Annotated in this window: 17 protein-coding genes; 6 read left to right on the top strand and 11 right to left on the bottom strand. The window is 73.2% G+C overall.

Going from position 1 to position 18,812, the window contains the following annotated elements; translation table 11 throughout:
- Window positions 1-72 precede the first annotated feature (72 nt).
- Together ElP_RS29585 and ElP_RS29580 are read left to right on the top strand one after the other, a co-directional pair.
- Complete coding sequence (locus ElP_RS29585) at window positions 73-1,929, top strand: peptidylprolyl isomerase (protein ID WP_145276368.1); 1,857 nt, start codon at window positions 73-75, stop codon at window positions 1,927-1,929.
- An 80-nt stretch (window positions 1,930-2,009) separates the two neighbouring features.
- Window positions 2,010-2,528: a hypothetical protein gene (locus tag ElP_RS29580; protein ID WP_145276366.1), complete on the top strand. Its 519-nt coding sequence runs from the start codon at window positions 2,010-2,012 to the stop codon at window positions 2,526-2,528.
- A gap of 97 nt (window positions 2,529-2,625) precedes the next feature.
- Here the strand turns inward: ElP_RS29580 and ElP_RS29575 are convergent, their stop codons facing one another.
- Entirely contained in the window at window positions 2,626-2,940 is a 315-nt protein-coding gene (locus tag ElP_RS29575; protein ID WP_145276365.1) for a hypothetical protein, read from the bottom strand.
- A 553-nt stretch (window positions 2,941-3,493) separates the two neighbouring features.
- Here ElP_RS29575 and ElP_RS29570 point away from each other — a divergent pair.
- Entirely contained in the window at window positions 3,494-7,048 is a 3,555-nt protein-coding gene (locus ElP_RS29570; RefSeq protein ID WP_145276363.1) for a hypothetical protein, read from the top strand.
- A gap of 130 nt (window positions 7,049-7,178) precedes the next feature.
- Here ElP_RS29570 and ElP_RS29565 read toward each other — a convergent pair whose 3' ends face one another.
- Entirely contained in the window at window positions 7,179-8,489 is a 1,311-nt protein-coding gene (locus ElP_RS29565) for a Gfo/Idh/MocA family protein (RefSeq protein WP_145276361.1), read from the bottom strand.
- A gap of 205 nt (window positions 8,490-8,694) precedes the next feature.
- On the opposite strand from ElP_RS29565, the gene ElP_RS29560 reads away from it, so the two are divergent.
- Both ElP_RS29560 and ElP_RS29555 read left to right on the top strand, forming a co-directional pair.
- The gene (locus ElP_RS29560) at window positions 8,695-9,027 is read left to right on the top strand and encodes a hypothetical protein (protein WP_145276359.1); all 333 of its coding nucleotides are present in this window, start codon (window positions 8,695-8,697) and stop codon (window positions 9,025-9,027) included.
- Between the two features lie 281 nt (window positions 9,028-9,308).
- Window positions 9,309-9,611, top strand: a complete 303-nt coding sequence (locus ElP_RS29555) for a hypothetical protein (protein WP_145276357.1) — start codon at window positions 9,309-9,311, stop codon at window positions 9,609-9,611.
- Window positions 9,612-9,675: 64 nt separating this feature from the next.
- Here the strand turns inward: ElP_RS29555 and ElP_RS29550 are convergent, their stop codons facing one another.
- The 5 genes from ElP_RS29550 to ElP_RS29530 form a co-directional block, all read right to left on the bottom strand.
- On the bottom strand, window positions 9,676-10,713 hold the full coding sequence (locus tag ElP_RS29550; protein WP_197446481.1) for a glycoside hydrolase family 5 protein: 1,038 nt from the start codon (window positions 10,711-10,713) through the stop codon (window positions 9,676-9,678).
- A gap of 558 nt (window positions 10,714-11,271) precedes the next feature.
- Entirely contained in the window at window positions 11,272-11,895 is a 624-nt protein-coding gene (gene wrbA / locus ElP_RS29545; protein WP_145279095.1) for an NAD(P)H:quinone oxidoreductase, read from the bottom strand.
- Between the two features lie 82 nt (window positions 11,896-11,977).
- Window positions 11,978-12,676: a pirin family protein gene (locus tag ElP_RS29540; RefSeq protein ID WP_145269647.1), complete on the bottom strand. Its 699-nt coding sequence runs from the start codon at window positions 12,674-12,676 to the stop codon at window positions 11,978-11,980.
- Between the two features lie 284 nt (window positions 12,677-12,960).
- The gene (locus ElP_RS38890; RefSeq protein ID WP_197446478.1) at window positions 12,961-13,203 is read right to left on the bottom strand and encodes a hypothetical protein; all 243 of its coding nucleotides are present in this window, start codon (window positions 13,201-13,203) and stop codon (window positions 12,961-12,963) included.
- 107 nt (window positions 13,204-13,310) lie between these two features.
- Entirely contained in the window at window positions 13,311-14,309 is a 999-nt protein-coding gene (locus ElP_RS29530) for an aldo/keto reductase (protein ID WP_145269650.1), read from the bottom strand.
- A gap of 208 nt (window positions 14,310-14,517) precedes the next feature.
- Here ElP_RS29530 and ElP_RS29525 point away from each other — a divergent pair, with 208 nt between their 5' ends.
- Window positions 14,518-15,105, top strand: a complete 588-nt coding sequence (locus tag ElP_RS29525) for a methylated-DNA--[protein]-cysteine S-methyltransferase (RefSeq protein WP_197446477.1) — start codon at window positions 14,518-14,520, stop codon at window positions 15,103-15,105.
- On the opposite strand, the gene leuD is transcribed toward ElP_RS29525, so the two are convergent.
- Genes leuD through leuC form a run of 4 tightly spaced genes read right to left on the bottom strand, consistent with a single transcriptional unit; the run spans window position 15,060 to window position 18,237 of the window.
- Window positions 15,060-15,731: a 3-isopropylmalate dehydratase small subunit gene (leuD, locus tag ElP_RS29520; protein ID WP_145276355.1), complete on the bottom strand. Its 672-nt coding sequence runs from the start codon at window positions 15,729-15,731 to the stop codon at window positions 15,060-15,062. The genes ElP_RS29525 and leuD overlap by 46 nt on opposite strands.
- A gap of 27 nt (window positions 15,732-15,758) precedes the next feature.
- The gene (locus ElP_RS29515) at window positions 15,759-16,364 is read right to left on the bottom strand and encodes a toll/interleukin-1 receptor domain-containing protein (protein WP_145276353.1); all 606 of its coding nucleotides are present in this window, start codon (window positions 16,362-16,364) and stop codon (window positions 15,759-15,761) included.
- Window positions 16,361-16,798 carry a toll/interleukin-1 receptor domain-containing protein gene (locus ElP_RS29510; RefSeq protein ID WP_145276351.1) on the bottom strand — a complete coding sequence of 146 codons (438 nt, stop codon included), beginning with the start codon at window positions 16,796-16,798 and terminating at the stop codon, window positions 16,361-16,363. The genes ElP_RS29515 and ElP_RS29510 overlap by 4 nt, the downstream gene beginning before the upstream one ends.
- Before the next feature lie 2 nt (window positions 16,799-16,800).
- Window positions 16,801-18,237: a 3-isopropylmalate dehydratase large subunit gene (gene leuC, locus ElP_RS29505; RefSeq protein WP_145276349.1), complete on the bottom strand. Its 1,437-nt coding sequence runs from the start codon at window positions 18,235-18,237 to the stop codon at window positions 16,801-16,803.
- Between the last annotated feature and the right edge of the window lie 575 nt (window positions 18,238-18,812).

The following is an 18,812-nucleotide window of genomic DNA, read 5'->3' as shown; positions in this document are numbered from 1 at the left end:
TGGTTGCATGCTGTACGCGTGATCGAGGTGATCGCGGCCCGGGCGCGGCGGCTCATCGAGGAGGGTGCGACGATGGCGAGGCGGACCGGCGGCCGAAGGACGGGGCGGGGCTTGGCGGTGGAGGCGCTGGAGGGGAGGCAGCTCCTGGCGGCCCCGGTGATCGAGCCGATCCCGGCGGTGAGCGTGCCGGGGGGCAAGACGCTGTTCGTGCCGCTCCGGGGCAGCGACGCCGACGGCGACCCGATTACGTACGCCGTGGCCAGCGACTCCTCGGGGGTGCGGGCGGAGGTCCGCGCGGGGGGGACCTTCCTGAGGCTCTCGGTCGAGGGCTTCGGCGACCTGGAGTTCCAGCTCTTCGGCGACCTCGCGCCGGAGACGGTCCGGCAGATCACCGACCTGGTCGACGACGGCTTCTACGACGGCCTGACCTTCCACCGGGTGATCCCCGGCTTCGTCCTCCAGGGGGGCGACCCCGAGGGGGACGGCTCCGGGGGCCCCGGCTTCCGGTTCGACGACGAGTTCGCCCCCTCGGCGATCTTCAGCGGGAGCGGCCAGCTGGCGATGGCCAATTCGGGCAAGGACACCAACGGCTCCCAGCTCTTCGTCACGCTCGGCCCGCAACGGTCGCTGGACTTCAACCACACGATCCTCGGCCAGCTCGTCCGGGGTCAGGACGTCGCCGAGGCCATCGCCGACGTGCCGACCGGCTCGAACGACCGCCCGACCACCCCGGTGGTCATCTCCGACGCCCGGATCGTGTCCAACGTCACCGATTCCGTCCTGCTGATCCGGGCCGACGAGGGGGCCGACGCGGCCGTCGTCACCGTCACCGCCCGCGACGGCACCGGGGAGACGGACTCCGAGGCGATCGCCGTCGACGTCGTCGCCGACGCCACCGACGACCCGCCGATCCTCGGCCCGGTCGCCGACCAGCAGGCCGTCTCCGGCGTCCCGCTGGGCTTCGACCTCTCGTCGACCGACCTGGAGGGGGATCCGGTCGAGTACCAGGCCACCCTCGTGACCAACGCCGACCGGGCCTCGGTCGCCGTCTCGGGCAACCGGGTGACCGTCACCCCCCAGGCCGGGTTCACCGGGGACCTGACGCTCCGGGTCGGCGTCCGGCAGCAGGGGGCGACGGGCCGGGGGTCGACCCCCAACCCGTACGACTCGCAGGAGATCACCGTCTCGGTGGCCCCGTCCTCGCTGCCGATCGAGGGGGTGCCGGTCTCCGGCACGGAAGGCGTCGCGCTCCGGGACGTCCCCGTGGCCCGGATCCCGGCGACGGCCGGGGGCGTGGCCTCCGACTACTCGGCGACGATCGACTGGGGGGACGGGACGACCACGGGCGGGACGGTCGTCGGCCGCGAGGGCGGCGGGTTCGAGGTGCGTGGCACCCACACCTACGGCTCGGACGGTAACTTCCCCATGGTGATCTCGGTCACCGGACCGGACGACGCCACCACCAGCACCTTGACGACCGTGACCGTCGTGGGGGCCCAGTCCTCCCCGCTGCTGGTGAGCGTGGTCGGCACCCCCGGGGCGGTGGCCCTGGGGAGGGACGTGGCCTACTCGGTCGTCATCCGGAACTCCGGGACCACACCGCTCCAGGGCGTGACCCTGCTCCAGACCCTGCCGGCGGGCTCGACCTTCGTCTCGTCGACGATCGCCCCCACCGCCCAGGCCGCCGGCCAGGTGACGATCCCCGTCGGCACGATCGCCGCCGGTGAGAGCCGGACGGTGACCGTCGTGGCGCGGCCGACGGCCGCCGGCACGTATTCGACCCTCGCCCGGGTGTCGGCCCAGGGGATCGCCGCCGTCTCGGCGAGCGACACGACGACCGTCACCGAGGCCCCCGCCCCCACCACCCCCCCCGGGTCGTCGACCTGGAACGGTTCGGCGTCGGGCCCGACCCGACCCGGATCGTACTGACCTTCGACGGCCCGGTCGACCCGGAGACCGCCGAGGCCCCGGACGCCTACCGCCTCGTCCTGCCCGGCGGCGACGATCGCATGGGGACCGGGGACGACCTGGTCGTGCCGATCGCCGCCGCGACCTACGACGAGGACTCCCGGGCCGTCACCCTGGAGCCCCGGTTCCGCCTGCCCTACCTGGCGTTCGCCCGGCTGGAGGTCCGCTCCGGGGGCGAGTCGGGCCTGGTCGGCGAGGGCGGGCTCGCGCTGGACGGCGACGGCGACGGGGTCGCCGGCGGTGCCTTCGTCGCCCGGTTCGGCCGGGGCGTCTACCTCGACCGGGCCGAGGTGCTCCGGGAGTCTGCCTCGCCCGACACCCCGGCCTCCCCGGGCCCGATCCGGCTGGTCGTCCGGACGGGGGGCCAGGCGTACCGAGGCGGCGAGATCGCCCCGCTGTTCGCCCGGGCCGCGGCGATCGACCGCGTCCTGATCGCCTCGGGGATGGCCACGGTCGACTCGGGGCAGGGGGGCGGCACCGGCTCGGCCGCCCGGTCGTCGGGCTCGGGCATCCCGCTCGGGCCGCTCTCGACGCTCCGGGCGTCAAGGCGTCGGGGCTGATCCGGGGCCGCCAAGGGAAGGGACCCGGCCCGACCCGGCCCCCGGCCGGGGGCGTTCGGGTCGGATGAAGCGTTGGGCGGGCCCGGGGCCGGGTCGATCAGCCCCGCCCGCCCTCGCCCTCGTCGTCGTCCTCGTCGTGGACTTCCCAGTCCAGGCCGGGGGCGGCCTCGGCCAGCAGCGCGAGGGCGGGCCCGGGGTCGGGGGCGTCGAGCTCGGCGTGGAGGGCGGTGAGGGTGCCGCCTTCGAGGACGGCCAGCAGGCGGAGCCCGAGCGGCTCGATCACGAGCCAGGTCTCGTCCGCCCCCCCCTTCGAGCGGCCCGGCGGGTGCCCGAGGGCCCCCAGGCGTTCGCACCAGTCGTCGACGGATCGGGGGGGGGCGTTCCAGGAGGGGATCAGCAGGCGTTCGATCACGGGAGGGTGCCCGACGGGGAGCGCGAAGGGGACAGGCCGGGGAGGCCCGCCGGGCGACCCCGAGGGCCCCGCCCGGCGGTCGGGGCCGGCGACGGGACCATGGTAACGTCCCCGGCCGAAGCCCCGGTATCCCCCCGGCCCTCGGGCCGTCCCCGACGGCGAAGCCGGCCCGGAACGGGCGCCCGGGTCCGACCCGTGGCTTCCAGAAATTCCGGTATGAGCCGGCGGCCGAGGTCGCTAGGATACAGGGGCTCACCCGGCGGACCGCCCGGCCGCCCGCCCCGGATCGCGGGGGAATCGGCCGGGGAGGGATCCCCGGGGTCCGGAGTCGCCGTCCATCCGGTCGGCCCGATGGCCGATCGCTCGATGTAGGAGCGACCCGGGCCCGGCCGATCGGCGTGAGTGGCACGCCCGCAGGGCCGAGCGGCGCGTCCCGGAGGCGAGGGCCCTCCCCCCGAGGCCCGATCGCCCTCCGGAGGCCGACCCCGGTCGCCTCGTGCCACCCCGGCCGCCCGAGCGTCCCCCCATTCTGCCCCGATTCGGGAACGATCCGATGGATGCCTCGACGATCGGCCCGCCCCCCGGCCTTCGCCAGGGCCCTCGTCCCGGCCGGCGACGGCATCGGGCCCCCGAGCTCGTCGCCTCGGTCGAGCGCCTGGAAGCCCGGTTGCCGCTCGACGGCTCGCTCGACCCGGGCTTCGGCCGCGTCGACCTGCCCGGCCGGGCGACGGTCGAGGTCGCCGGCCTGGCCGAGGTGGCCGGGGTGGCGGCCCTGGGCGACGACGGCCTCGTCGTGGCCGGCACGGTGGGCCGGCTCGGCAACGACGACTTCGCCGTCGTCCGGCTCGACGCCGACGGCCGGCCCGACCCCTCCTTCGGCTCCGGGGGGGTGGCGACGATCGGCTTCGACCTCGGCGGCGGGGACGACGTCGACGACCGGGCCCGGGCCGTCCTGGTCCGGCCCGACGGCCAAATCCTCGTCGTCGGCCAGGTCGAGCGCCCCGGCGGCCAGCTCGACTTCGCCGTCGTCCGGCTCGACGCCGACGGCCGGCCCGACCCCTCCTTCGGCCCGGGGGGCGACGGGAGGGTCGTGGTCGGCTTCGACCTCGGCCCGGTCCTCGCCGAGCGGGACGACGTGGCGACGGCCCTGGCGGTCGACGCCGACGGCTCGATCGTCGTCGTCGGCCAGGTCGACGACGTGGGGGACGAGAACGACTTCGGGATCCTGCGGCTCGACGCCGATGGCCGCCCCGATCCCGGCTTCGGCGACGACGGCCGGGCGGTCGTCGGCTTCGACCTCGGGCCGGGCGCCCCCACCCGGGACGACAACGCCTCGGCGGTGGCGATCCGGGCCGACGGCTCGGTCCTCGTGGCGGGGCCGGTCATGACGGCCGACGGCCATGCCGACTTCGGCGTCGCCCGGCTGGACGCCCGGGGCCTCCCCGTCCCCTCCTTCGGCCCCTCCGGCGACGGGAGGGTCGTGATCGGCTTCGACCTGGGGGAGCTGCCGATGGACCGGGACGACCTGCCGGCCGCCCTGGCGTCGCAGCCCGACGGCCGGATCCTCGTCGCCGGGACGGTCGACGTGGCCGGGGCGGGGAGTCGATTTGGGCTCGTCCGCCTGCTCGACGACGGCTCCCCCGACGTCTCCTTCGGCGTCGCAGGGCGGGTCGACCACCCGGTCGGGGCCGGGGCCCTGGCCTTCGCCTCGGCCCTGGCCTTGCAGCCCGACGGCCGGATCCTTGTCGCCGGGACGGCCCGGGACTCGGACGGCGACTCGGACTTCGGCGCGATCCGGCTCGACCCCTCCGGCCGGCCCGACGTCGGCTTCGGCGACGGCGGCCTGGCCCTCATCCGGTTCGACCTCGGCCCCCGGCCGCTGGACAACGACCGGGCCCGGGGTGCGGTCCTCGACCCGGCCGGCCGCCTGGTCGTCGCCGGCCGGGTCGACGACGGGGTCGGCGGCTCGGTCGTCGGCGTCGCCCGGCTCCGGACCGAATCGGGCCCGCCGGTCTTCCTCCGGCTCGGCCCGGTGGCCCCCAGCCCCCGGAACGTCCCCGTCGACACCGTCGCGCTCCGGTTCAGCGGGCCCATCGACCCGATCGGCCTGCTCGACGGCCTGGTCCTCCTCCGGGACGGCGGGGTGGTGCCGCTGGGGGACGGGGTGGGGGTCGAGCCCGTCGCCGAGGGGCCGGGGGACTACCGGATCCTCGGCCTGGGGCCCCTGACGGGGCTCGACGGCTCCTACCTGCTGACGGTCGACGCCTCGTCCGCGAGGGACCCGGCCGGCAACCCGGGCGTCGGCACCCTGACCGTCGCGTTCCGGGTCGACGCGACGGGCCCCCGCCTCGACCGGCTCGGCCCGGTCGACCCGTCTCCCAGGGCGACGCCCGTCGAGTCGGTGGAGGTGGCCTTCTCCGAGGCGGTCGCGCCCGAGAGCGTCCTCGACGGGTCGCTCTCGCTCTCGCTGTCGAGGGGGGGGGAGGTGGTGCCGCTGGGCCCAGGGGTGACGATCGAGCCCGTCGCCGGGGCCCCGGCCCGGTTCCGGATCCTCGGGCTGGGGGACGCGACCGGGATCGACGGCCTCTACGAGCTGACGGCCGAGGCCTCGGGCGTGCGGGACCCGCTCGGCAACGTCGGCTCGGGGAGGATCTCGGTCGGGTTCGTCGTCGACCGGACCGCCCCCCGCCTGGTCTCGGTCGAGCAGCCCGACCCCAGTCGCAGGCGACGGGGGGTGGAGTCGCTCCGGGTGGAGTTCAGCGAGCCGATCGACCCGTCCCTGCTCCTCGACGCGGCCCGGCTCTCCCGGGGAGGGGAGGTGGTGCCGCTGGGACCGGGGGCGACGATCGAGCCGGAACCGGGCCTGGCGGGGGCGTATCGGCTCCAGGGGCTCGGGGGGGCGACCTCGGGCCGGGGGGCCTATGAGCTGGTCGTCGACGCGACGGCGGTCCGGGACCCGGCCGGCAACCCGGGCGTCGGGTCCGGCTCGGCGCGGTTCTCGGTCCGCCCCCGGGCAGTCCCGGCCGATTACGACGGCGACTTCATCAGCGACCTGGCGACCTTCGCCGTCGTCGACGGCGTCGGCCGATTCGAGATCCGGCGGTCCTCCGACGGCGCCGTGCGGGTGGTCGAGCTGGGAGGCCCGGGTTCCTTCCCCATCGACGGCGACTACGACGGCGACGGCACCACCGACCCCGCCGTCTTCGGCTACAGCCCCGACCTCGGCTTCTCGGTGCTGCAATACATCCGGTCGAGCGACGGCGGGCACCGCGCCTCCCCCTTCGGGGGGCCCTTCGACTTCCCGATCGGCGGGGATTACGACGGCGACGGCGTGACGGACCTGGCCGTCTTCGGCTACAGCCCCGACAACGGCTTCAGCCGCTACGCCGTGGTCTACAGCTCGGGCAGGGCTTCCCTCACCCTCCCCTTCGGCGGGATCCGGGACTTCCCCGTGGTCGGCGACTACGACGGCGACGGCGCCGACGACCCGGCCGTCTTCGGCTTCAGCCCGGTCAACGGCTTCTCCCGATTCGGCGTGGTCTTCAGCGGCGGCCGTCCCACCCTGACGCAACCCTTCGGTGGCCCGGACGACGTGCCCGTCGCCGGCGACTACGACGGCGACGGCGTGACGGACCTGGCCGTCTTCGGCGACAGCCCGATCGACGGCTCCTCCCGGTTCGGCGTCCTCCACAGCTCGGGCCGGCCGACCCTGATGCTCCCGTTCGGGGGCCCGGCCGACGTGCCCGTCGGCGGGGATTACGACGGCGACGGCGTGACGGACCTGGCCGTCTTCGGCTACAGCCCCGACAACGGCTTCAGCCGGTTCGGCATCATCCCCTCGATCGGCGCCCCGACCCGGACCGAACCGTTCGGCGGCCCCGGGACAATCGCCCTGCCCCCGTTCTCCGGCCTGTTCCGCGTGCAGGGCGGCGTCGAGGAGGCCGCCTCCCGATCCGAGGGGCTCGGGTCCGCGGCCCGTCGGGCGGCCCCCTTCGTGATCCCGGATGCCCCGGAGGGGCGGCCCCGACCGATCCCCTCGGGACGCTGGGCCGGGCTGTTCGACCTCGCATTGGAGCACCTGGGAGGGCCCGGGCCGCTCGGCACCTGATCCGCACGAGGGCCGATCAAGCTCCCGAGTCCTTCGAGTCCGGGCCTGTCGAGGGGATCCTTCCGGATGCCGGGAGGCTCCCCGGCCGGTCGCCTCGTGGGGACCGGTCGGGGACTCCCGGCCTCGGCGATCAGACCTCGGGCAGGGCCCAGGGCTTGCGGTACTGCTCCCGGAACAGGTAGGCGTTCGCCTCCTCGGCGTTGGTGAACCGCTCGGCCTCGGCGTCCCACTTCAGGGCCTTTTCGGTGCGGAAGGCGATGTTCCCCATGTGGCCGATGGCGCTGAGCTGGTGGCCATAGCGGAAGTTGCAGGAGCACAGCTCCCGGGTCTTGATCTTGTCCAGCCACTCCCGGTGGTGCCCCTGGGACCGGGGCAGGAACGGCTCGGGCTCGACCACCTCCTCGCCGGGGTTGGGGATGATCGTGTAGTCGTCGTAGTGCCCGTGCAGGGTCCCCTTGGTGCCGACGAACTCGACGCCGGCGCCCCGGCCGTGGAAGCCGTGGGGGGCGTCGGACTGGAGGCTCCAGACGAGGTCCCACTTCTCGGGGAACTTGTAGATGACTTCCAGTGTGTCGGGCGTCTCGCCGTTGTCGTCCAGCACGTAGCGGCCGCCCCCGGCGACGACCAGCTCGGGGGCGGTCGCCTTCATCCCCCAGAGGACCGGGTCGACCAGGTGGCAGACGAAGTCGGAGAGGAAGCCGCCGCCGTAGTCCCAGAAGAACCGCCAGTTGAAGGTGAACCGGTTCGGGTTGAACGGCCGCTCCGGCGCGGGCCCGAGCCACATGTCGTAGTTGCAGCCCGAGGGGGGCTGGCCGTTGGGGGGGCTGCCGATGTCGTCCTGGGCGCTGCGGGCCATCCAGACCCGTGCCTTGGTGACCTTGCCCAGGCCGCCCGACTGCACGAGCTCGGCGATCCGGTGGTAGTTGTCGGTCGCGTGGATCAGGTTCCCCATCTGGGTGACCCGCCCGTACTTCTCCGACGCCTTGGCCACCCGGCCCCCCTCGCCGATCGACCAGGCCAGCGGCTTCTCGCAGTAGACGTCCTTCCCCGCCTGGCAGGCCATGATCGTCGGGATCGCGTGCCAGTGGTCCGGCGTGGCCACGACCACGGCGTCCAGGTCGTCCCGGTCCAGGACCCGCCGGAAGTCGCCGTAGACGTCAGGGCTCTGCCCGGAGGCCGAGACGGCCTCCAGCGCGTGGGGCTCGTACACGTCGCAGACGGCGCCGATCTTCACGTCGTCGAACGACTTGAATCGGTTGATCAGGCCACGCCCCATCCCCCCGGTGCCGATGAAGCCGAGCACGATCTGCTCGTTCGGCCCGGGGCGGCCCGGCCTCGGGTGCGGTCTCGTCCCGGCGGCGGCGGACGCCCCGGCGGCCAGGGAGCCGGCGGCCAGGGCCGAGGAGGCGAGGAAGTTCCGTCGGGAGATCGGGTCGGTCATGTCGCGGTGCTCCTAGTGGGGGGGGGAACCGCCCCAATAATCCCGCGCGATCGAGCCCGAGGGAACCCGGCACCGGCCCTCCCGGCCGACCGTTCGAGGCCTCCCGATCGCCTTGATTTCAAGGTCGACGCCCCTTATAGTTCCCGACAGTCCGGATCCATCCCCGGGTCCCCCGCCCCTCGGCACCGATCGGGAGCATCGCGCCGTGCCGCTCCTCCCGCTCCTCCTCACCCTCTGGCTCGGCGGCCCCGGTCAGGCCGTTGACCGTCCCCAGGTCTCGGCGCCGGTCGCCGCCGCCGAGCCGGCCGCCTCATGCCATCCGACCACGAGTCGGCTCGGCATCGCCCCCGACACCCTCCGGCCCGAGGCCCTCGCCGCCTTTTCGGAGGGTGAGGGATCCGAGGACGGCCTCGACGGGGCCGTCGGCACCCGGGCAGACCGACACCCCGGGCGCCCGACCGACGACCGCTCGCCGTCCCGACGGCCCCCACTCGCCCGCCGACGCTACCCCGACCGCTCCGCCTCCCTCCGCTGCTGAGACCGGCCGGCCGACCGACCGATTGGCCGCCTCGCCGCCTCCAACCCGGGGAGGTCGCGAGCCGGCCCGGTTCGACGTCCGCGCCCCGGGCCGATTCCCCGCGGAATTCCGACGCGGGCCCGGCCCCTCGCGCCCGCCGGCCCGGGGCCGAACGACCGGCCCCAACCCGCCCCGGCGTCCGGGGCGGGTCGGTTCGAGAATCCAGCGATGGGAGGAAACCGAAAATGTGGTTGAACGATTGCCTGAGAAGGTTCCGCCTCGGGGGTCGCGCCGATCGTCCCATGGCCCCGAGGGGACTCGAGACGACCCGCAAGGTCTCGGCCCCCGAGTTCCTCAGCCTGGTCGCCCTGTTCGGCGCCATCGACGCCCCCGACCCGATCACCCACGCCAAGGTGGGCCTGGGCGAGGCGCTCGCCGCCGCCTCGGCCGCGACGACCGGGCCGCCCCCGGCTCGCGTCGCGCTCGGACGCAGCACCACCTTCGCGATCCACTGGGAACCGATCGACCACGACGCCGCGCTGGTCTCCGAGTCCTTCCTCTCCGACGGCTGGGTCCGTATCCCCATGGACCGCTCCGCGACCTGACGGCGTCGGCCGGCCCCCGCCCGCCCGGCCGATGGCCAGGGTGGGGGCCGTCGTCGAGGCCCGATCAGCGTCCCCGGGTCGGGGAGTCCGGGACCAGCGCCCGGAGCAGCTCCGGCCGCCAACGGCCGGACTCGCGGTCAAACGCGCCGAAGCCGGAGCCGAACTCCCAGTAGGCCCAGGAGAACCCCCGACGTTCGGCCTCCCGGGCGACTAAGGCGGTCCATCGGGCCCGGGATTCCATGTCGGCCTTGTTGTAGGCGCCGAACTCGCCGAGGTAGATCGGCCGGCCGTGCTCCTCGGCCCAGGAGGAGACCCGGTCGAAGGCCCGGGTCACCTCGGCCTGCTCCTCGTCCGAGCCGGTCCACTCGACGCCGACCGGCGGGACCGGGTCGTTCCACTCGGCCCCCTGGTGGGTGAACGGGAAGGGCTCGTAGTAGTGGAAGGTGACGATCAGGCGGTCGTCGTCGGGCAGCTCCAGCGTGTCCAGCTCCCGGAAGTTGTTCCACCCGGCCGGGCCGACGATCACGACCCGGTCCGGGTTCGACTCCCGGATCACCCCCAGGGCCTCGGGGATCAGGTCGTTCCAGGAGGCCGCGTCGAGGTTCGCGTGGGGCTCGTTGAGGATCTCGAACACGAGCGTCTCGGGCCGGTCCCGATAACGTTCGGCCACCTGCCCCCAGAGGGCGAGGAAGGCGTCCCGGAAGGCGGCCGGGTCCTCGTAGATCGGCTCGATGTGGTGGAAGTTGATCACGGCGGTCAGCCCCCGGGAGAGGGCCGAGTCGATCGCCCCGTCCACCTGCTCGAAGAACCCAGGGTCGATGGCGTAGGGGGGCCGGTCCGAGGCGTAGTCCGACCACCGTATCGGGATCCGGACGGAGTCGAACCCGGCCCGCTTGATCTGCTCGAAGTAGTCGTCCCGGATCTCCATGCCCCAGCTCTGGCCTCGGGGGGCCTCCAGGGCGTTGCCGAGGTTGATCCCCCGGCCGAGCCGACCGTTGGCCTCGACGGCCGCCTCGTCGGCGGCGGGGGAGGCGGAGGGGCCCGCCATCGCGGCGAGCGTGGCGAACACGGTCAGGGCGATCGTCGATCGTGGTGGCGTCATTGCGTCGTCCTCGGGTGGAGTCGCCCCCGGGGGGCCCGGAGCCGGGACGTCGGGAGCACGCCCTCATCGTACGCCACCGGAGGGTACCCGGACGAGCCCCGAAGGCGGCCCCGGCGGGGCGGGGCACCCCGATCCCCACTCCCGGAGGCCGGATCCTCGACCCGGGAGGACCCACCCCCCGCCGCCGACCCGGGGATGGCCGCTCGAACGCTGACCTTGCCCGGGATGGCCCTTCGCGGCTCAATCGCGCCAGGCCACTCCCCGCGACCTGCCCACACCGGCTTCGGGCCGGCGCCGGGGCGTCGCCTCCAATCTCTCTACCATCGCCCTTCGGGCAGGAATACGGCCACGCCCGGGACGCGAGAAGAGCGGACGTTCGCCCGGCTGGGGCGAGACCGACGGCACGGCCGAGACGAAGAGTGGCACCCGGAGACCAGCGAGTCGATGATCCGGATCGGCTCGATCCATCGGATGCTCAGGCCCTTGAAACCGGATCGGACCAGCCGAGAGGCACCCTTCAAGTCCCGGAAAGCGCAGGAAGAATTACCGGGCAGCCGGTCAGTGAGCGGACACCAGCCGTCGGGTGATCTCGGCGACGTGTCGGCCCTGGAAGCGGGCGATCTCCAGCTCGATGGCGCTCGGCTGCCGACTGCCGTCGGCCCCGGCCAGCGTGGTCGCCCCGTAGGGCGTCCCGCCGCCGATCTCGTCCATCTGCACGAGCCGCTGCTCGGAGTACGGCACGCCGACGATGATCATGCCGTGGTGCAGCAGCGTGGTGTGGAAGCTGGTGATCGTCGTCTCCTGCCCGCCGTGCTGGCTGGCCGTGGAGGCGAACACGCTGCCCACCTTGCCGACCAGGGCGCCCGAGAGCCAGAGCCTCGTCGTGCGGTCGAGGAAGTTGCGCATCTGGGCGCACATGTTGCCGAAGCGGGTCGGCGTGCCGAAGAGGATGGCGTCGGCCTCGGCCAGCCGGCCCGGCTCCATGACCGGCACGTGGGCGAAGGCCGCCCGGGCGGCCTTCGCCCCGCTCTCCTCCAGCGCCTCCTCGGGCACCAGCTCGGGCACCTGAAACAGGGCCACGTCCGCCCCCTCGACCCGGCGGGCGCCCTCGGCGACGGCCTCGGCCATGCGGTAGAGGTGGCCGTGCATGCTGTAGAACACCACCTGGATCTTCACGGCGATTGCTCCTGCGCCTGGGGTTCGGGATGATGGCCGCCGGTCACCGATGACGGCGGACCCGGGCTCTCCGCTCCCTGAGAGAGCCTCACGCCAGGTCGAACAGCAAGACCTCCGACGGTTCGTCGGCCCGGATCGCCAGGGCCGACTCGTCGCCGAGGGCGGCCCCATCTCCGGCGGAGAGGGCCGATCCGTTCAGGGTGACGCCGCCTCGCAAGACCTGGAGCCAGGCGTGGCGGCCCGGTGCCAGTTCGTGCGAGACCTCCCGGCCGCCGTCCAGCGTGGCGAGGTAGAGCCGGGCGTCCTGCCGGATCGTCAGTGAGCCCCCGGTCCCGTCGGGCGAGGCGACCAGCCGCAGCCGGTTGCGCCGCTCGTCCTCGGGGAACGCCTTCTGCTCGTAGGACGGCTCCAGCCCCTCCCGCTCCGGCAGCAGCCAGATCTGGTAGAGGTGGACCGGCTCGGACTCCGAGGGGTTGAACTCGCTGTGCGTGATGCCCGTGCCGGCGGTCATCCGCTGCAGCTCGCCGGGGCGGATCACGCTGCCGGTGCCCAGGCTGTCCCGGTGCTCCAGCGCCCCGGAGAGGACGTAGGTGACGATCTCCATGTCGCCGTGCGGGTGGGTGCCGAAGCCCCGCCCCGGCGCCACCCGGTCCTCGTTGATGACCCGCAGGGCGCGGAACCCCATGTGGCGACGGTCGACGTACCGGGCGAACGAGAAGGTGTGGTAGGTGTCGAGCCAGCCGTGGTCGAAGTGGCCCCGCTCGCCCGCCCCGCGGATCGTCATCATCGATTCCCCCCTGGTTTTCTCGCCAATAGATGACATGGAAATCAAGACCGAAATAAGCTCGGTCGGGCTCGGAAAGCGATTGCCGTGCCTTCTCCGGCAGCCGGATCGGTTCGTTCAGCTCGGCCTGCGAGCGGTGGCCGACCAACCCCTCGTGCGGCGCCCCGACCGGCTCGCCCAGCCTGCCGAGCAGGTCCGGCCCTTCGGCGTGCTCGCCACGAAGACGGCCCGTCGATCCTCGGCCGAGCGCTCCCGGGCGATCAGCCCCATGGCCTCCGGCCGGTCGATCAGGCCGGTGATGCCCGGCACGGCGACCAGGCGGTCGGCGACCTCCAGGATCGGCAGCGGTTTGTCCTCGCCCCGGAGGATCGCAGGACGTCGTGCTGCGAGGGGGTCGGACCGTGCTCCCGGGACAGCCGGGAGACGCGGATGCCGGAGCGGTCGGCGGTGCGGGCGATGCCCAGCGTGGCCTCCCGCGCCGGCGAGTCGAAGGTCCGCGTCCCCTCCGGCTCCTCCTGCCATCGACCCACCGGGATGGCCCATCCCCCGCCCGCCACTTGGTCGTCACGAATTTAATTTACGCGACAACTAAATGCGAGTCAAGGGTTCGCGGGGGGCACCAGCCCCGGGGCGAGGGCTAACGGCCCAGCCAGCGGGCCTGCCCGGGGTCGTAGCGGTCGCCCGCGGCGGCTCCGGGCGGGAAGGCGGCGTCCAGCCGGGCGATCTCCTCGGGCGTCAGCCCGATGTCCGCCGCCGCCGCGTTCTCGTCCAGGTGAGTCCGCCGCTTCATGCCGGGGATCGGGATGACCCGCTCGCCACGGGAGAGCACCCAGGCCAGGGCGACCTGGCCCGGCTTCGCCCCGTGGGGCCGGGCGACCTCCTCCAGGGGCCGCAGCAGGGCGAGGTTGCGGGCGAGGTTCCCCCCGGCGAAGCGGGCGTTCGATGCCCGCCAGTCGCCCCGGGCCAGGCGCCTCGGGTCGGTCAGCGTGCCGGTGAGGAAGCCCCGGCCCAGCGGGCTGAAGGGGACGAAGGCGATCCCCAGCTCCCGGCAGGCCGGCATGACCGCCGCCTCCGGCTCCCTCGTCCAGGGCGAGTACTCCGACTGGAGGGCGGCGATCGGGTGGGCGGCGTGCGCCCGCCGCAGCGTGGCCTCGGAGACCTCCGACAGCCCGATGGCCCGGACCTTGCCGGCGGCGACCAGCTCGGCCATCGCCCCGACCGACTCCTCGATCGGCACGTCCGGGTCGGCCCGGTGGAGGTAGTACAGGTCGATCACCTCCGTCCGCAGGCGGGCCAGGCTCGCCTCGCAGGCCGATCGGATGCGCCCGGGGCGGCCGTCGACCTCGACGGCCGTCGTGCCGTCGGCCGCCGTCCGGCGGACGAAGCCGGTCTTGGTCGCCAGGACCGCCTCGTGGCGTCGCCCGTCCAGGGCCCGACCGAGGAGGCGTTCGTTGTGGCCGTCGTCGCCGTAGGAGTCGGCGGTGTCGATGAGGGTGACCCCCCGGTCGAGGGCGTGGTGCAGGGTGGCGACCGACTCGGCCTCGTCGGCGGGGCCGTAGGAGCCGGACATCCCCCAGCAGCCCAGGCCGATCGCCGAGACCTCGAACCCACCCCTGCCGAGTTCACTTCGCCTCATGTCCGTCTCCATCGCGAGGGTCGGCGGTCGAAATCAGTCGCGTCCCCGGCCGGAGATCCGATGGACACGGCGGGCCGGCCGGAGTTCGAAGGCCTGGGTCGTCTCCGGGCGTCCTCGTGGGACATAATGGCCGGGATGGACGCGTGCGGGATGACTGGGTCGAGTCCCGGACCGCCCCTCTCGATCCCCCGGGAGAGCCCCAGGCGCCATGGACATGCCCCCCGCCACCGGAGCGGCCCCGAACCGGACGGCCGAGGCCCTGATCACCCGTCGAATCGAGACCCCCCTCGGCCCGATGGTCGCGGGGGCGACCGACGAGGGGCTCGCGTTGCTGGAGTTCGCCGAGCCGGATCGACTCGGGCCCCAGCTCGACGCCGCCCGGAAGGCGATCGGCTGCCGGGCGGAGGAGGGGGACCACCCCCTGCTGGCCCGGCTCGCCGGGGAGCTGTTCGAGTACTTCGAGGGGACGAGGGCCGAGTTCTCGGTCCCCCTCCGGCTGGCCGGGTCGCCGTTCCAGGTGATGGCCTGGCAGGCGCTCCGGGACATCCCCTTCGGCCGGACCCGGACCTACGCTGAGCAGGCCCGGGCGATCGGCCGGCCGGCGGCCGTCCGGGCCGTGGGCGCGGCGAACGGCCGGAACCGGCTGGCGATCGTCGTGCCCTGCCACCGCGTCGTGGCCTCGGGGGGCCGCCTCTGCGGCTACGGGGGCGGTCTCTGGCGCAAGCAATTCCTGATCGACCTGGAGCGCCGTCATGCCCCGGGGGACGACGCCCAGGCCGGGCTCCTGTTCTCGTAGTCGCCGATGACCGGGTCGTGCTGGAGCGTCTCGCCGATCGCGTCGAGGCCGTTGAGCAGCCGGTGGCGGTCGGCCTCGGAGACCCGGAATCGGAATTCGGGCCCGACGCCGCCGGGCGAGGGGTGCAGGGCGATCGTGCCGGCCTCCAGGTCGATCGTCGCCTCCAGGGACGAGTCGGCCCGGGTGGCCTCGGCGATCGCCCGCCAGTCGGCCTCGGGCAGCTCGATCGGCAGCAGGCCGTTGTTGTACGAGTTGCCCTCGAAGATGTCGGCGAACCCCTCCCCCTTGCCGGGGGCGATCAGCGCACGGTAGCCGGCCTGCTGGACGGCCCAGACGGCGTGCTCCCGGCTGGAGCCGCAGCCGAAGTTGCGGCCGACGACGAGGATGGTCGCACCCTCCGCCTCGGGCCGGTTCAGGGGGAAGTCCCCGGCGAGGGGGCCGTGCCGCTCGGGGGCATCCGGCTCGGGGGCGCCGCCGGGGGCGTAGCGCTTGTCGGCGAACAGCAAGGGCCCGTACCCGGTCCGCTCGACCCGCTTCAGGTAGCGGGCGGGGATGATCAGGTCGGTGTTGACGTCGCTCCAGTCGAGCAGGGCGACCTTGCCGCGATGGGTCGTAAAGGCGTCCAAAAGAGGCTCCCGGAAGGATTGTGTGGATCAGCGGGTCTTTCGACTCAGTTTCGGGAGATCACCACGTTTTCGAAGCCGAATCACTTCCTGGAGGATCCGTTCGGGCGAGAACGAAGTCCCGGCACGGCGGTTAAAACGTTGCGTCAATTGGTCCAGCGAACTCGGCCGGCTGGAGAGTTGCTCCGAGGCAACCCCGACGGCGCCATACGCCTCGCCCAGCACCACCGCCTGCTCCTCGCTGAGTGGTTCGATCGCGCCTAAGATCGCATCAATAACCTGATCGAGTTCCGAAATCGGGGCGAGTCGGTAATGCGAAAGCCAAGCAGGCATGTCTCTTGGTGAGATCCCGGCATTCAGGAGATAGATGAACTTCCCCCACGCGAGCGCCGCCCCGAACTCCACCGCGAAGTTCGCACTGCTCATCGAAGCCCGGGTCAGGATCGCGACGAAGATTCGCGCCTCCGCCATCGCCGATCGGATCACATCCTCGAACCTCACGCCCGCCTTCATCTCGAGGGCAGAGAAGACCGTCAATCCCCGAGATTCGAACGATCGTCGAACGACCTCTGCGACCCCAACATCCAAGGTGGACGCCGAGAGGAACACATCGTAGGTGACCTCGTTCTTCGTCATCGCCCGAGTGCCCTCACACGCTTTGCCACCTCGGAAAGGTACTCGTCGAGGTCGTTCAACGCGATCGCTTTCTTCGACTTCAGCATGTCGGGGACCGAATCCACCTCGACATGATAGAGGACGACGGTGATCCGGGTCTTCCCGCTCCAGAGCCACGCCGCGCCGATCTCGAGCAACACCCAGGGGCGGCCGACCGACTTGGGCGTCAGTAGTACGAGGAGTTCCTTCGATCGCTTGATCTGTCGACGAATCTCGTCCGGGATGTCGTCGCCCCCGTCGACGTCTCGATCGTCCCGGAAGGTCGTGGCTCCGACACCTTCGAGCTTCTCGCAGAGGACCTTGGCGATCCACTTGTCGGGAGTTGCATGACTGATAAAAACCTGATAATCCCCCGTTGTCGAGCGGGATCGGGCCGTTGACCGGGGCCTTGCCATCGTTACAGGCCCGCCCCCCCGATCCGGGAGTTCGAATCGGCCAGGAGCGTGCGGACGTCGGTGAAGCGGCCCGTCACGGCGGCGGCGGCGGCCATGGCGGGGCTGACGAGGTGGGTGCGGCCGCCGGGGCCCTGGCGGCCCTCGAAGTTGCGGTTGGAGGTGCTGGCGGAGCGCTGGCCGGGGGTGAGCTTGTCGGGGTTCATCGCCAGGCACATCGAGCAGCCGGACATCCGCCACTCGGCGCCGGCCTCCTGGAAGATCCGGCCGAGCCCCTCGGCCTCGGCCTGGGCCCGGACCCCCTCGCTGCCGGGCACCACCATCGCCCGGACCCCCTCGGCCACCTTGCGGCCCTTGAAGACGGCGGCGGCCGTGCGGAGGTCCTCGATCCGGCCGTTGGTGCAGGAGCCGATGAAGACGACCTCCACCGGGATCTCGCGGATGGGGGTGCCGGGCGTCAGGCCCATGTAGGCCAGCGCCCGCTCGGCGTCCTCCCGGGAGGCGAAGGGGACCTCGCCCGGGTCGGGGATCACGCCGGTCACGTCGACCGTCATCCCCGGGTTCGTCCCCCAGGTCACCTGGGGGACGAGCGAGGAGGCGTCGATCGTCAGGTGCGTGTCGAAGGCGGCGGGGTCGTCGGTGCGGAGGGACTTCCAGTCCGCCACGGCGGCGTCGAAGGCGGCGCCCTTGGGGGCGAAGGGGCGGTCCTCCCGGGCGATGAAGTCGAAGGTCGTGTCGTCCGGGCCGATCATGCCCGCCCGGGCCCCGGCCTCGATGGACATGTTGCAGATGGTCATCCGGCCCTCCATCGAGAGGGCCTCGATCGCCGGGCCGTAGTACTCGAAGACGGTGCCGGTGCCGCCCCCGGTGCCGATGGCCCGGATGATCGCCAGGATGATGTCCTTCGGCTCCAGCCCGGCGGGGAGGCGGCCGGTCACCTCGATGCCGTACGACTTCGGCCGGGGGCCCTGCCAGAGGGTCTGGGTGGCCAGGACGTGCTCGACCTCGCTGGTGCCGATGCCGAAGGCCAGCGCGCCGAAGGCGCCGTGGGTGCTGGTGTGGCTGTCGCCGCAGACGATGGTGGTGCCGGGCAGGGTGATGCCCAGCTCCGGGCCGACGACGTGGACGATCCCCTGGTGGCCGCTGCCGACGTCGTAGAGCCGGATGCCGAATTCCCGGCAGTTGGCGCGGAGGGCCTCGACCTGGCGCCTCGACAGGGCGTCCTTGATGTCGAGCTGGTCGTCGGTGGGGATGTTGTGGTCGGGGGTGGCGAAGGTCAGCCCGGGGCGTCGGACCTTCCGGCCGGTGAGGCGGAGCCCCTCGAAGGCCTGGGGGCTGGTGACCTCGTGGACGAGGTGGCGGTCGATGTACAGCAGCGTCGCGTCCTCGGTGGCGAGGACGACGTGACGGTCCCAGACCTTCTCGAACAGCGTCGCGGGCATCGGGCGGATCTCGATCGTGCGGGACGGCTTCGGAAGAAATTCGGGGGAGCCTCGGGCCCCGGCGGCGGGCCATTCATTCTACCCGGGAGGGGGGGCGGACGCACCAGGAGACCGCAGCGCCCCTGACGGTCCGGTCGCCCCGGGCGGCCCCGGCCTCCGTGGAGGCCTCGCCCCCCAGACCCCGTCGGGCCGCTCCGGGTTCGACCGGGGCGCCGCCCGGCGAGACGGCCCGGGGCCGGCCGGATCGGGCACGGTGCGCCGCCAGTCGACGCCGGGTGATCGCCGCAACTCACGTTCGGAATTGCAATTGCGCGATTCGATGGGGCTCGAAATGGGTTCGCTCCGCGCGGCGCACCGGCGAGGGCGCACCGGCGAGGGGCCGATCCGACGGGGGAACGGTTGGCCGGCCTGCATTCCCGTCCCGAGGGCCCCGGATCGGAGTGGACGCGGCCGGGTCGCGGACGGTGCGCCGATTTCGGCCCGGACGCTCTCCGCTCAAGTTGCTCCAATAAATCGACTTGCGGAATCGGAAATGGGTTCGCTCCGCGCGGTGCGCGCCGGCAGGAGGCCGATCC

Source organism: Tautonia plasticadhaerens, assembly GCF_007752535.1.
GTDB classification, from domain to species: Bacteria; Planctomycetota; Planctomycetia; order Isosphaerales; family Isosphaeraceae; genus Tautonia; species Tautonia plasticadhaerens.
This window is presented reverse-complemented; position numbering and strand designations above follow the sequence as displayed.

Excerpts from the sequence above, each read along its gene's own strand:
- ElP_RS29530 (WP_145269650.1), bottom strand. The coding sequence starts at position 14,309 with ATGAGGCGAAGTGAACTCGGCAGGGGTGGGTTCGAGGTCTCGGCGATC.
- ElP_RS29580 (WP_145276366.1), top strand. The coding sequence starts at position 2,010 with ATGGGGACCGGGGACGACCTGGTCGTGCCGATCGCCGCCGCGACCTAC.
- ElP_RS29515 (WP_145276353.1), bottom strand. The coding sequence starts at position 16,364 with ATGACGAAGAACGAGGTCACCTACGATGTGTTCCTCTCGGCGTCCACC.
- ElP_RS29550 (WP_197446481.1), bottom strand. The coding sequence starts at position 10,713 with ATGACGCCACCACGATCGACGATCGCCCTGACCGTGTTCGCCACGCTC.
- leuC (WP_145276349.1), bottom strand. The coding sequence starts at position 18,237 with ATGCCCGCGACGCTGTTCGAGAAGGTCTGGGACCGTCACGTCGTCCTC.
- ElP_RS29585 (WP_145276368.1), top strand. The coding sequence starts at position 73 with ATGGCGAGGCGGACCGGCGGCCGAAGGACGGGGCGGGGCTTGGCGGTG.
- ElP_RS29565 (WP_145276361.1), bottom strand. The coding sequence starts at position 8,489 with ATGACCGACCCGATCTCCCGACGGAACTTCCTCGCCTCCTCGGCCCTG.
- ElP_RS29555 (WP_145276357.1), top strand. The coding sequence starts at position 9,309 with ATGGCCCCGAGGGGACTCGAGACGACCCGCAAGGTCTCGGCCCCCGAG.
- ElP_RS29540 (WP_145269647.1), bottom strand. The coding sequence starts at position 12,676 with ATGATGACGATCCGCGGGGCGGGCGAGCGGGGCCACTTCGACCACGGC.
- ElP_RS29510 (WP_145276351.1), bottom strand. The coding sequence starts at position 16,798 with ATGGCAAGGCCCCGGTCAACGGCCCGATCCCGCTCGACAACGGGGGAT.
- ElP_RS29570 (WP_145276363.1), top strand. The coding sequence starts at position 3,494 with ATGGATGCCTCGACGATCGGCCCGCCCCCCGGCCTTCGCCAGGGCCCT.
- ElP_RS29525 (WP_197446477.1), top strand. The coding sequence starts at position 14,518 with ATGGACATGCCCCCCGCCACCGGAGCGGCCCCGAACCGGACGGCCGAG.